Below are 12948 nucleotides of genomic sequence, written 5' to 3' on the forward strand. Positions count from 1 at the left end.
GGCCCGCGGTGGGATGGTCCCGGACCCCCGAGGGTAAGCGCAGGCCGGGCATCGGCCACCGCGCGCGGCTCCCGCCGACCGGTCGCGCCCACCCCACGGGCGCACTTACAGTCGGCTCATGGAGATGCGCATCACGCTTCGGGTCGACGGCGCGCAGCACGAGGTCACGGTGGACACGCGGACCACGCTGCTGGACGCGCTGCGCGATCGGATCGGCAACTACTCGCCCAAGAAGGGGTGCGACCACGGCCAATGCGGTTCGTGCACCGTGCTGGTCGACGACCGCCGGGTCACCTCGTGCCTGTCCCTGGCGGTGGCACAGGACGGCCGGGACGTCGTCACGGCGGCCGGATTGTCCGAGGACGGGCTCCATCCGGTCCAGCAGGCGTTCGTCGACACCGACGCGTTCCAGTGCGGGTACTGCACACCCGGGCAGGTGTGCAGCGTCGTGGGGATGCTCGACGAGGCCGGACAGGGCACCCCGAGCCACGTCACGGAGGACCTCGACGCCGAGGTCGAGCTGACCGACGAGGAGATCAGGGAACGGATGAGCGGCAATCTGTGTCGGTGCGCGGCGTACCCGAACATCGTCGCCGCGATCCGGCAGGTCCGGGACTCTGCGCCCGCCGACCGGGAAGGGGCCCGACCATGAGACCGTTCCGCTACGAGCGCCCGGAGGACGCCGACGCGGCCGTCGCGCTGCTGAGCGAGCACGAGGGTGCGAGACCGCTGGCCGGCGGCACCAACCTGGTCGACCTGATGAAGCTCGGGGTGGCGACCCCGGACGTCATCGTGGACGTGTCCCGGCTCCCGTTGGACACCGTCGACCCACTGGACGGGGACGGGGTGCGGATCGGCACCAACGTGCGCAACGCCGACCTGGCCGGGCACCCGCTCATCCGCAGGGATTACCCGGTGCTGAGCCGGGCGCTGCTCTCGGCGGCCTCGCCGCAGCTCCGCAATCTGGCCACGACCGGCGGCAACCTCCTCCAACGCACCCGCTGCGTCTACTTCCAGGACGTCACTACCCCGTGCAACAAGCGCGAGCCCGGCAGTGGGTGCTCCGCGATCGGTGGGTACACCCGCTACCACGCTGTGTTCGGTCACTCTGACGATTGCATCGCCACCCACCCCTCCGACATGGCCGTCGCGCTGGCCGTGCTCGACGCGACGGTGGTGGCCCTCGGGCCCGGCGGGGAGCGCCGGATACCGGCGGCCGACTTCCACCGCCTGCCGGGGGACCGGCCGCATCTCGACACGGTCCTCGAGCGAGACGAACTGGTGGTCGCGGTGGAGCTACCGCCGCCGTTGACCGGCGCCGTCTCGACCTACCGGAAGGTCCGCGACCGGGCGTCGTTCGCGTTCGCGCTTGTCTCCGTCGCCGCGCACCTGGAGATCGACGACGACGAGGTGATCACCGGCGTCCGGATCGCGTGCGGCGGGGTGGCGCACAAGCCGTGGCGGGCGGCCAGGGCCGAGGAGCTGCTCGTCGGGCGCGCCGTCTCGACCTCCGCGTTCGCCGAGGCGGCGGACGCCGAACTCGCGGACGCGACGCCCGTAGAGGGCGCCGAACTCAAGGTCCCGCTGCTACGGCGGACCATCATCGCCGTCCTGCGCGACCTTGCCGCGGAGGCCGCGGGCAGGCGCGCGGGCGTCACCGGAGAGGAGGGTCCGCGATGAGCGCCATCGGCACCTCGACCCCGCGGCTCGACGGGCCCGCGAAGGTCACCGGGACCGCGCAGTACGCCTTCGAGCACACCGGGCCCGGCGAGCCCGTGTTCCTCCACCCGGTCACCTCCACCATCGCGCGCGGCTCCGTCACCTCGATGGACACCTCCGAGGCCGAGTCGCAGCCCGGGGTGCTCGCCGTCCTCACGCCGTGGAACGCGCCGCGGCTGGCCGACACCTCCGAGCGCGAGTACGTGATCTGCCAGGACACCGACGTGCTCTACCGCGGCCAGCCGATCGGTCTCGTCCTGGCCGAGACGGCGGAGGCGGCCCGGTGGGCGCAGTCGCTGGTGCGGGTGGAGTACGACCAGCAGCCCCACGACGTCGGCTTCCGCACCGACCACCCGGACGTCTACGAGCCCGAGGTGGTCAACGGCGGCTACGAGCCCGCGTCCTCGACCGGCGAGATGGGGCCGTCGCTCGCCCGCGCGCAGACGCATGGCCACGTGGTGGATCAGAGCTACTCCACGCCGGAGGAGCACAACAACCCGATGGAGCCGCACGCCGTCTCGGCGCACTGGGACCCCGACGGCCCGTTGCTGACCATGTACGACTCCACACAGTCCCCGCACGGCGTGGTCTCCACGCTCGCGCCCGTCCTCGGGCTGGAGACCGAGCAGATCCGGGTGATCGCCCCACACGTCGGCGGCGGGTTCGGTTCCAAGGGCGCGCCGCACGCCCACGACGTGCTGGTGGCGTTGGGGGCCATGCACCTGCCGGGTCGGCTCATCAAGTACGCGGTGACCCGGCAGCAGATGTTCGTCTTCGTGGGCTACCGCCCGCGGACGGTCTCGCGGATCCGGCTGGCCTCCGACGCGGACGGGCGCCTCACCGCGATCGGTCACGAGGCGTGGTCGCAGAGTTCGCGGGTCAAGGAGTTCGTCGAGCAGGCCGCCGTGCCGTCGCGTTCGATGTACGCCGCGCCCAACCGGCGGACCTTCCATCACGCCGTCCCTCTGGACGTGCCGGCCCCGTACTGGATGCGGGCGCCGGGCGAGGCTCCGGGGGCGTTCGCCGCCGAGGTCGCGATGGACGAGCTGGCCGAGGCATGCGGGCTGGACCCGATCGAGTTGCGGGTGCGCAACGACCCGGAGACGGACCCCGAGTCCGGGAGGCCGTGGTCCTCGCGGCGTCTGGTCGACTGCCTGCGCGAGGGCGCTGATCGCTTCGGGTGGTCCGAGCGGCCCGCGACTCCGGCGTCCCGCCGGGACGGTCGCTGGATGGTCGGCTACGGCGTCGCCAGCGCCGCGTACCCGCACATGGTGCAGTCCGGGTCGCAGGCCACGATCCGTGCCGAGGGCGGTGGCCGCTACCGCGTGCAGGTCGGCGCCGTGGACATCGGCACCGGCACGTGGACCGCGCTCACCCTGGTCGCCGCGGACGCCCTCGGGGTCCCCGCCGAGGCCATCACCCTGGAGATCGGCGACACCGCCCTGCCGTACGCCACGGTCGCCGGCGGCTCATCCGGCATCTCGTCGTGGGGGTCGGCCATCTTCGCCGCGGCCGGGCGGTTCCGGACGCGGTACGGCGACGACCCGCCGGCGGGTGCGGAGACCACCGCCGCCGCCGGCGACAACCCCGAGCTCGAGCGCTATCGCGCGATCTCGTTCGGCGCCCACTTCGTAGAGGCTCGCGTGGACGCCGACACCGGCGAGATCCGGGTGCCGCGGATGCTCGGCGTGTTCTCGATCGGCCGGGTCGTCAATCCCCGTACCGTGCGGTCGCAGTTCATCGGCGGCATGACCTTCGGGCTGTCCATGGCGCTGCACGAGCAGAGCGTCCGCGACACCCGGTTCGGCCACGTCGTCACCCAGAACCTCGCGGACTACCACGTACCCACCCATGCCGACGCCACCGACATCGACGCGGTCTGGCTGGACGAGGTCGACGAGTTCGCGACCCCGATGGGCACGCGCGGGGCGGGGGAGATCGGCAACGTCGGCAGCGCGGCCGCCGTGGTCAACGCGATCCATAACGCCACCGGTGCACGCATCCGCGACCTCCCCGTCCACGCCGACGCGCTCCTGGAGCACCTGCCTGTCGATCAGTAGGCGCCGCGGCGGCCGCCGGCCCGGGGGATGACCGGGCGCGGCGGCCGCGGTGGTCGCCGGTCAGGGACGCAGGTCCTCCGGCCGGTCGACGTCGCGCGGGGACCCCGTGTCGTCGCAGGGGACCTCCGCGACCAGGTGGGAGTGCGCCCGCAGGTAGTGGCGGGCCCCGGCGTCGCCGGACGCGGAGTCGATGACGCCCGCGTGGTGGTCGGCGCCCAGGAGGACCGGATGGGCGCGGATCCCGCCGTAGGTCGCGACCGCCAGCGAGGATCCGGCGGCGGCGACGCGCCGGACCGCCTCCGCACCGAGCCAGGGCATGTCCACGGGCACCACCACGACGTCGTCCTCGCCGATCGCCGTGAGACCGGCGCGGAGCGACGATCCCATCCCTGTCTCCCACAGCGGATTCGGCACCACCTCGGCGCCCGGTACGGCGAGCTCGACCGCGCCGCTGACCACGACGACGCGATCGCAACCGCCTTCGCGGAGCAGGGCCACGGCGCGATCGACGAGCCGCGTGCCGTCGAACTCGACCGGGGCCTTGGGGCGGCCGAACCGTCGGCCGGCCCCGGCCGCGAGGACGAGCCCGGTCACCGGTGGATCGCCACGTCGAGCCCGGACAGCGGGGCGCCGGAGCCGCCGCGCCGGTGCGCGACGAGTTCGGCGGCGATCGACAGGGCCGTCTCCTCGGCGGTGCGCGCACCGAGGTCCAGGCCGATGGGGGAGCGCAGTCGCGCCAGCTCGCTCTCGGTGAGGCCCTCGGCCCGCAGCAACTCCAGGCGCTCGGCGTGGACGCGTCGGCTACCCATCGCACCGACGTATCCCGCGCGGCCGCGCAGGGCGGCACTCAGGAGCGGGATGTCGAACTTGTGGTCGTGGGTGAGCACGCAGATGGCGGTGGTCTCGTCGACCGGCACGGAGGCCAGGTGGTCGTGCGGCCAGCGGGTGACGACCTCGTGGGCGTCGGGGAACCGTTCCGGCCGGTTCAGCGCGGGCCGGGCGTCGCAGACCACCACCCGGTACCCGAGCATCGCGCCGGCTCGGCTCAAGGCCTCGCCGAACGCGCTGGCGCCGAAGATCAGCAGGGCGGGGGCGGCGAAGGAGTGCAGCAGGACCCGGGCCACCCGGTCGCTCTCCCCGTCGCGGCCGTCGGGGTGGCCGGCCTCGTCTGGGCGGTCAGCCCGGTCGGGGCCGTCGCGGCCGTCGATGTCGACCGTGACCGCGCCGGCCCGGCCGAGGTGCCCGGCCGCCAGGCGGGCGACGCGCCGGTCGAGGTCATCGTCCCCGAGGGAGCCCTCTGCGCCGTCGGCTCCGACGAGCAGGTGGGCGCCGGCGCGGTCGCCGGTCAGAGCGGTCGCGAGGACGACGGGTTCGCGGCCGCGCAGCATCTCGTCGAGACGGCCCAGCAGCGCGTGGCCCGCGGCGTCGACGGGTTGGACGAAGACCTCCGACGTCCCGCCGCACGTCGGCCCCTCCGAGAGCGGGGAGCCGTCGGACCCGTCGAACCGGGCAAGCGCGGGGCGACCGTCGTCGAGGACCTGCCGACACAGTTCGAACACGGTCCCGTCCACGCAGCCGCCCGAGACCCCGCCGACGACGTCGCCGGTGCCGGCGACCGCCATCGCGGCGCCCGCCGGCAGGGGCGCCGACCCCCCGGTGTGCACGACCCGGGCTAGGGCGCACGGCGTTCGTTCGCGGCGCCACCGCCGCACGGCGTCGAGCACGGGATCCACGCCGACCAGTATCGCGGGCACCGCGCCCCGCCGCATCCGCTGCCCGGGCCACGGCCGGGCCACCGACGCCTCCACCGACGCATCCACCGACGCCTCCGCTGACCGGGACACGGACCGGATGCACGGCCCGCGCGCGCGGTGGACCATGAACCGCGACAACTGATCCCGACTTCGCCGACCTACAGGAGGCAGGAATGAGCAAGCGGGAAGACCTGGCAGGACGGACGGTCGTGGTGACGGGCGCCTCGAGCGGATTCGGCCGCGGCACGGCGCTGAAGCTGGGTGAGCTGGGCGCCCACGTCGTCGTCGCCGCCCGACGCCCGGACGTCCTCGACGAGGTGGTCGCGCAGATCACCGACTCCGGCGGCACCGCGCTGGCGGTGCCCACCGACGTCAGCGACGCCGACGCGGTCGAGCGGCTCGCGACGGCCGCCGAGGACCGGTTCGGGCACATCGACGTCTGGGTCAACAACGCCGCGGTCGGCGTCATGGGCCTGTTCTGGGAGATCCCGCTCGCCGACCACGCGCGGCTCGTCGACGTGGACCTCAAGGGGATGACGACCGGCGCCCACGTGGCGCTGCGCCGGTTCGTCGATCGCGGCGAGGGCGTGTTGGTCAATGTCAGCTCGGTCGCCGGCGAGGTGCCGCTCGCGTACCAGGCCAGCTACGCCTCGGTGAAGGCCGGCATCACGAGCCTGGGCCGCTCGCTCAACGAGGAGCTGCGGCTCGCCGGACTGCACGAGACGATCAAGGTCGGCACCATCCTGCCGTGGGCGGCCGACACGCCCTGGTGGGACCACGTGGGCAACTACACCGGCCACGCGCCGAGGCTGGCGGCGATGGACGACCCGGACATCGTCGTCGACGCGATCGTCGACGCGTGCGTCGACCCGCAGCAGGAGCAGCCGGTCGGCCCCAAGGCGCGCGGCTCCCACGCCTCGCACCGGCTGTTCAAGGAGCTCACCGAGCGGTTCTCCGGCAAGCTCTCGGAGTCGGAGATCGGCAAGGGCACGCCCGCCCCGGACACCTCGGGCGCCCTCCACGAGCCGATCGCGGAGGGGACCGCGGTGCACGGCGACACCCGCGAGCGGATGGTGATGGAGGACGGCGAGCGCCGCCCGTGAGGCCGCGCCCCCGTGAGGCCGCGCCGCGGAGCGCCTCGCGGCCGCGCTAGGGCGTCGGCATGCCGCCGGTCACCGCGAGCGTCTCGCCGACCACGTAGCTCGACTCCGGCGACGCGAGGAACACGTAGGCGGGCGCGAGCTCGGTGGGCTGTCCGGCCCGTCCGAGCGGAGTGGACTTCCCGAACTCCGGCAGGTCCTCCTTCTCCTGCCCGTCCGACACCTGTAAAGGCGTCCAGATCGGGCCGGACGCGACGGCGTTGACGCGGATGCCCTTGGGTGCGAGCTGCTGCGCGAGGCCCTTGGTGAAGTTGTTGATCGCCGCCTTGGTCGAGTAGTAGTCCAGCAGGTTCGGCGCGGGCATGTACGCCACCACCGAGGTGGTGTTGATGATCGTCGACCCGGGCTCGAGGTGCCGCAGCGCGCCCTTGGTCACGCGGACCATCCCGATGATGTTCACCCCGTAGGTGTCGGTGAGCTGATCGTCGGGCAGGTCCTCGAGGTCCGGGGCCACGACCTGCTTGCCGGCGTTGTTCACGAGGATGTCGAGCCCGCCGAGCTGCTCCGCCGCGGTATCGGCGAGGCCCTCGCAGAACGTGCGGTCGGTGAGGTCGCCGGGCAGGAGCGCCACCGTGCGTCCCTCGCGCTCGATGATCTCCGCGACGGCGCGGGCGTCGGCCTCCTCGGCGGGCAGGTGGTGGATGGCCACGTCGGCGCCCTCGCGGGCGAAGGCGATGGCCACCGCGGCGCCGATCCCGGAATCACCGCCGGTGATGAGGGCCCTGCGGCCAATGAGCCGACCGGTACCCCGGTAGGAGTGCTCGCCGACGTCGGCGCGCGGCTCGAGGTCGGCGCCCAGGCCCGGCTCGGGCTGGTGCTGGACCGGCGGCTCGATGGCGGGGTACCGCGTTACGGGGTTCTGGAACGTCAGCTGGTCGGTCCGGGTGGTGTGGGTGTCCTGGTTCTGGCTCATGTCCTACCTTCCGGGTCGGGTGTGAATCCGCGCGCCCGGGACGACGCCTCGGCGTCGCCCGTCGGGGCGGCCTCGGTGCCCCAACGTAGCCACGGGCCGGGGAGCGGGCGACCGGTCGGAGGCGCGTGGCACGATGACGGGGCACGACGACGACGAGGACGACGACGAGGAGCGCAGATGGCATCGGGGTCCGCACCCGCTGTGTTGCACCTGGTGTTGGGGGAGGACGAGTTCCTCACCGAGCGCGCCACCACGGGCGTCGTCTCGGCGGTCCGCGCGGCCACGCCGGCCGGGCAGGACCCGCCGGTGGTCTCCCGGCTGGGTGGTCCCGAGGTGACGGCCCCGCAGCTGTTCGAGTTGCTCTCGCCGTCTCTGTTCGGCGAGGCGCGGATCGTGGTCGTCACCGGCGCCGCGGAACTGGGCAAGGACGCCCAGGCCGCGGTGCTCGACGCCGCCCGGGACCTGCCGCCGGAGACGGTCCTGGTGGTCCAGCACACCGGCGGCGGCCGCGCCAAGACACTGGTGGCGGATCTCCGTAAGGCCGGCGCGGAGGAGCACGCGGCCGGCAAGCTCACCCGCCACATGGACGTGGTGGGGTTCGTGCGGTCGGAGTTCCGGGGCCTGAACGTGCGTGTGGCCCCCGAGGCGTGCGAAGCACTGGTCGAGGCCGTGGGGACCGATCTCCGTCAGCTGGCGTCGGCGTGCGGGCAGCTCGTGGCCGACACCGGCGGCAAGGTGGACGTGGAAGCCGTCCGGCGCTACCACTCCGGGGTGGTGGGCGTCAGCGGGTTCACGGTGGCCGAGCGCGCCGTGACCGGGGACGTGGCCGGCGCGATCGAGGCGCTCGAGTGGGCGCTGCACACCGGGGTGCCGGAGGTGGTGCTCGCCGACGCGCTGGCGGATGCGGTGAACTCGATCGCCCTGGTGGGTACGCAGCGTGGCGTGCCGCCGGCGGAGCTGGCGAAGCAGGGCCTGCCGCCGTGGAAGGTCAAGAAGGTCACCGCCCAGACGCGCTACTGGTCCATCGAGACGCTGGGCAGTGCGCTGCAGGTGGTCGCGCGTCTCAACGGCGAGGTCAAGGGACGGGCGGAGAACCCGTACTACGCCCTCGAGCGCGCGGTGCGCGAGGTCGGGTCGCTGGCCTCCCTGTAGACGGGCCGATCGGGCCCGGCTCCGGGCCGTTCGCCCGGGCCGTTCGCCTGGGCCGGACACCCGGCGCCCCCGCTCGCCGAAGCCGGGGGCACGACGAGGGCCCACCCCGCGCACGTGGTGCGGAGTGGGCCCTCGGAGCCTCGACGCGTCGGTGACGCTGACGCGGGGCTGGGCGGCTCCCGGCGGGGGAGCGCCGGGGTGACTCAGAGGCTGTTGACGGCCTTGGTCAGCGCCGACTTCTTATTGGCGGCCTGGTTCTGGTGGATGACACCCTTGCTGGCGGCCTTGTCGAGCTGGCGGGAGGTGGCGACGAGCAGGGCGCCGGCCTTCTCCTTGTCACCGGACTCGGTGGCCTCACGCAGGCTGCGGATGGCGGTACGCAGAGCCGACTTGGTCGACTGGTTACGGAGGCGGTTGCGCTCGTTGGTGCGGTTCCGCTTGATCTGGGACTTGATGTTGGCCACTCGTCACACCTTTATGTCGTGTGTCGACGGCTCCACGAGGGGATCCCGCCGATCTGATGTCTGGTCGTCTCGTCCGTGCGGGCACGTGGAACGTGCTCCGGTGGACACCGACGGCCCACTTTACCAGTGGGGTTCTCACCGGCCAAAACGTCGGCCGACCCCGTCGACGCACGACAACGTTACTGCGACGCCGCCCAGTCGGCCACCCGGCAGGCGCCCGGCAGGCGCCCGGCGGTTGCCCACGGAGACCGCGAGGCCCGCGCCCGCGGCAGGTCATTACGGACAGGCTCATCCATGACGGACGGACTCATCGCCGCACGCCACCCATCCGATCCCGCTACGCCTAAGGGATCCCGTAGGCGTAGCGGGATCCGATAGGTGGCGTGGCTGGGGAGGGCGGCTGGGAGGGGCGACTGCGGAGGCGGCGCGGGACAACCGGCGTCCGCGCCAGCTGCGGAGGCGGCGCGGGACTACCGGCGTCCGCGCCAGCCGTAGTCAGCGCCAGCCGTAGTCCGCGCGGAGCCGGTCGGCGACGGCGTCGAACTTCTGCCGCGGGCAGATCGCGCCCTCGCGCCTGATGCCCTGCTCGGGGACGTCCAGCACCCGGTCGAGGCGTACCCAGCTCGGCCGGCCCTCGGAGTCCCAGGGGCCCGATCCGAGTCCGAGCCACTCCTCGTCGTCGTCCCTTCTGTCCCTCGAGGAGAGCTGGAGGCCGAGCAGACGGTCCCCGTCGCGCCCCACCACCAGGACCGGCCGGTCCTTTCCGCGTCCGTCGTACTCCTCGAACTCCACCCACGTCCACACGATCTCGCCGGGATCGGCGTGGCCGTCCAGGTCCGGGGTGTAGGAGATCGTGCGCGCGCGGCTCGAGGTGGGCGCGGTGCGCGTCGTGGCCGGCCGGCCCAGCGCGCCGGCCTGACGCGAGAGGGCGGGGGAGGCACCCCGGTCGTCCAGACGCCTGCGCACCTCGCGCGCGACCGTCGGTCCGTATCTACGGCCCATCCGGACCGCCGTGCGACCCACGCGGGCCCAGTCGATTGCCATGCCCGTCAGGGTAACCGCCATAGGATCGGTCCATGGACATGCTGTTGGCCGTGGTGTGGGCACAGGAGGGGCCGGTCGAGCCGGCGGGGGCGCAGGAGTTGCGCGGGCGGATCGCGGAGGCCGTGACGGGGCCGCTGGCCGCACTGGGCGTCGACGAGGTCGTGATCAACGTGCGCGACGAACAGGTCGCCGGCGCGATGATCGACGTGCGCGTCACCGAGCTGCCGGTGCTCGCGGTGGTCCGCGCCCGGGTGCCGGTCGCCTCGGCCACCGCGTGTGCCGAACTCCTCGCGGCGCTGGAGGCGCTCGGTCCGGTGTCGGCGTGGTCGGTCACCGCGTCCGAACCCCTGCCGGCCCCGGCGCCCGGACCCGACGGGCGCTGCGCGGGGATGGCCAACATCGCGTTCCTGCGCCGGCCGGAGCGGATCGGGCGTGAGGAGTGGCTGCGTGTGTGGCTCGAGGAGCACACGCGGGTGGCGATCGATACCCAGTCCACCACCTCCTACACCCAGCACGTGGTGGTCCGCGCGCTCACGCCGGACGCCCCGCGGATCGACGGGATCGTGGAGGAGGTCTTCCCCGCCGAGGCGGCGACGGACCTGGGCGTGTTCTTCGACGCGCGCGGGGACGACGAGCGTATGACGGCCAACATGCGGGCGATGACCGCGTCGACCGCGCGGTTCCTCGACGACGGCACCGTGGACGCCGTCCCCACGGGCCGATACGTGGTGGGTGTTCGGACTGCGGGCGTGTGACAATGGGGTGATCGCCCGGACGGACCGCAATCCAGCAGCACCCGGGCCCGCCTCCAGGAGTGATCGAGATTCCCAACTTCGCAGAGACGACGTTCACCGATCCGGCCAGGATCAGGAACTTCTGCATCATCGCGCACATCGACCACGGCAAGTCGACGCTGGCCGACCGCATGCTGCAGCTCACCGGCGTGGTCGAGGAGCGGCTCATGCGCGCCCAGTACCTCGACCGCATGGACATCGAGCGCGAGCGCGGCATCACCATCAAGGCGCAGAACGTCCGCCTGCCCTGGGTGCCGCGCTCCGGCGCGCACGAGGGCGAGGAGATCGTCCTGCACATGATCGACACCCCCGGCCACGTGGACTTCACCTACGAGGTCTCCCGCGCGCTCGAGGCCTGTGAGGGCGCGATCCTCCTGGTGGACGCCGCGCAGGGCATCGAGGCACAGACCCTGGCCAACCTCTACCTGGCCATGGAGAACGACCTCGAGATCATCCCCGTGCTCAACAAGATCGACCTGCCGGCCGCGGACCCCGACCGCTTCGCCGAGGAGATCTCCCACATCGTCGGCTGCGAGCCGGGCGACGTCCTGCGCGTCTCCGGCAAGACCGGCATGGGTGTCGAGGAGCTGCTGGACAAGCTGTGCGAGACCATCCCCGCCCCGGTCGGTGACCCGGAGGCCCCGCCGCGGGCGATGATCTTCGACTCGGTGTACGACACCTACCGCGGTGTGGTCACGTACGTCCGCGTGGTCGACGGCTCCCTCAAGCCGCGCGAGAAGGTCAAGATGATGTCCACGGGCACCACCTACGAGGCGCTCGAGGTGGGGATCATCTCGCCCGAGCCCAAGGCCACGGACGGGCTCGGACCCGGCGAGGTGGGCTACCTCATCACCGGCGTGAAGGACGTCCGCCAGTCCAAGGTCGGTGACACGGTCACCGCCGCCCGGAACGGCGCGGACGAGCCGCTGCCCGGTTACGCCGAGCCCAACCCCATGGTCTTCTCGGGCCTGTACCCGATCGACGGGTCGGACTACCCGGTGCTGCGCGACGCCCTGGACAAGCTGCGCCTCAACGACGCGTCCCTGGACTACGAGCCCGAGACGTCGGTGGCGCTGGGCTTCGGCTTCCGCTGCGGCTTCCTGGGCCTGCTGCACATGGAGATCACGCGCGACCGCCTCGAGCGCGAGTTCAAACTCGACCTCATCTCCACCGCCCCGAACGTCGTGTACCGCGTCGTGGCCGAGGACGGCTCGGAGCACCAGGTCACCAACCCGTCGTACTGGCCCGAGGGCAAGAACCGCGAGGTCTACGAGCCGATCGTCAAGTGCACGATCATCGTGCCCAGCGAGTTCGTCGGCACGACCATGGAGCTGTGCCAGTCCAAGCGCGGCGAGATGAAGGGCATGGACTACCTGTCGGAGACGCGGGTGGAGCTGCGCTACGTGCTGCCGATGGGCGAGATCATCTTCGACTTCTTCGACTCCCTCAAGTCCCGCACCAAGGGTTACGCGTCGATGGACTACGAGGAGGCCGGCGAGCAGATCGCGGACCTGGTCAAGGTCGACATCCTGCTGCAGGGCGAGGCCGTGGACGCGTTCAGCGCGATCGTGCACCGCGACCACGCGCAGGCGTACGGCAACAAGATGACGGTCAAGCTCAAGGAGCTCATCCCGCGTCAGCAGTACGAGGTGCCGGTGCAGGCGGCGATCGGGTCCAAGATCATCGCGCGCGAGAACATCCGCGCCATCCGCAAGGACGTGCTGTCCAAGTGCTACGGCGGCGACATCAGTCGTAAGCGCAAGCTGCTGGAGAAGCAGAAGGAGGGCAAGAAGCGGATGAAGTCCATCGGCCGGGTGGACGTGCCGCAGGAGGCCTTCGTCGCGGCGCTGTCGGCGGATTCGAGCGCGGACAAGAAGTAGCGCCGGCC

Annotated in this window: 12 protein-coding genes; 7 read left to right on the top strand and 5 right to left on the bottom strand. The window is 72.4% G+C overall.

Annotated features, from left to right (window positions below):
- The first annotated feature begins 118 nt into the window (after positions 1-118).
- Genes C3V38_RS11515 through C3V38_RS11525 form a run of 3 tightly spaced genes read left to right on the top strand, consistent with a single transcriptional unit; the run spans position 119 to position 3779 of the window.
- On the top strand, positions 119-652 hold the full coding sequence (locus tag C3V38_RS11515) for a (2Fe-2S)-binding protein (RefSeq protein WP_007629892.1): 534 nt from the start codon (positions 119-121) through the stop codon (positions 650-652).
- Positions 649-1680 carry a xanthine dehydrogenase family protein subunit M gene (locus C3V38_RS11520; RefSeq protein WP_061228498.1) on the top strand — a complete coding sequence of 344 codons (1032 nt, stop codon included), beginning with the start codon at positions 649-651 and terminating at the stop codon, positions 1678-1680. The genes C3V38_RS11515 and C3V38_RS11520 overlap by 4 nt, the downstream gene beginning before the upstream one ends.
- Entirely contained in the window at positions 1677-3779 is a 2103-nt protein-coding gene (locus C3V38_RS11525) for a xanthine dehydrogenase family protein molybdopterin-binding subunit (RefSeq protein WP_061228499.1), read from the top strand. The genes C3V38_RS11520 and C3V38_RS11525 overlap by 4 nt, the downstream gene beginning before the upstream one ends.
- 60 nt (positions 3780-3839) lie before the next feature.
- On the opposite strand, the gene C3V38_RS11530 is transcribed toward C3V38_RS11525, so the two are convergent.
- Both C3V38_RS11530 and C3V38_RS11535 read right to left on the bottom strand, forming a co-directional pair.
- Positions 3840-4373, bottom strand: a complete 534-nt coding sequence (locus C3V38_RS11530; protein WP_007629887.1) for an NTP transferase domain-containing protein — start codon at positions 4371-4373, stop codon at positions 3840-3842.
- Positions 4370-5599 (bottom strand): XdhC family protein, encoded by a 1230-nt coding sequence (locus C3V38_RS11535; RefSeq protein WP_371412119.1) that lies wholly within the window; start codon positions 5597-5599, stop codon positions 4370-4372. The genes C3V38_RS11530 and C3V38_RS11535 overlap by 4 nt, the downstream gene beginning before the upstream one ends.
- A 107-nt stretch (positions 5600-5706) precedes the next feature.
- Between C3V38_RS11535 and C3V38_RS11540 the strand changes: the two genes are divergently transcribed.
- Positions 5707-6636, top strand: coding sequence for an SDR family oxidoreductase (locus C3V38_RS11540; RefSeq protein WP_106385814.1), 930 nt, complete (start codon positions 5707-5709; stop codon positions 6634-6636).
- 46 nt (positions 6637-6682) lie between these two features.
- On the opposite strand, the gene C3V38_RS11545 is transcribed toward C3V38_RS11540, so the two are convergent.
- Entirely contained in the window at positions 6683-7606 is a 924-nt protein-coding gene (locus C3V38_RS11545; protein WP_106385815.1) for an SDR family oxidoreductase, read from the bottom strand.
- Between the two features lie 177 nt (positions 7607-7783).
- On the opposite strand from C3V38_RS11545, the gene holA reads away from it, so the two are divergent.
- Complete coding sequence (holA, locus tag C3V38_RS11550) at positions 7784-8758, top strand: DNA polymerase III subunit delta (protein WP_061228501.1); 975 nt, start codon at positions 7784-7786, stop codon at positions 8756-8758.
- Positions 8759-8961: 203 nt separating this feature from the next.
- Here the strand turns inward: holA and rpsT are convergent, their stop codons facing one another.
- Positions 8962-9222, bottom strand: coding sequence for a 30S ribosomal protein S20 (gene rpsT / locus C3V38_RS11555; RefSeq protein WP_007629872.1), 261 nt, complete (start codon positions 9220-9222; stop codon positions 8962-8964).
- Positions 9223-9717: 495 nt separating this feature from the next.
- Positions 9718-10266, bottom strand: coding sequence for a type II toxin-antitoxin system PemK/MazF family toxin (locus C3V38_RS11560; RefSeq protein WP_165001106.1), 549 nt, complete (start codon positions 10264-10266; stop codon positions 9718-9720).
- A 32-nt stretch (positions 10267-10298) separates the two neighbouring features.
- On the opposite strand from C3V38_RS11560, the gene C3V38_RS11565 reads away from it, so the two are divergent.
- A complete protein-coding gene (locus C3V38_RS11565) occupies positions 10299-11021 on the top strand; it encodes an EthD domain-containing protein (protein WP_106385817.1) in 723 nt (240 codons plus the stop codon).
- Between the two features lie 59 nt (positions 11022-11080).
- On the top strand, positions 11081-12940 hold the full coding sequence (gene lepA, locus C3V38_RS11570; RefSeq protein WP_106385818.1) for a translation elongation factor 4: 1860 nt from the start codon (positions 11081-11083) through the stop codon (positions 12938-12940).
- The last annotated feature ends 8 nt before the right edge of the window (positions 12941-12948 follow it).

This window comes from Dietzia sp. oral taxon 368 (assembly GCF_002999155.1).
Lineage (GTDB): Bacteria > Actinomycetota > Actinomycetes > Mycobacteriales > Mycobacteriaceae > Dietzia > Dietzia cinnamea.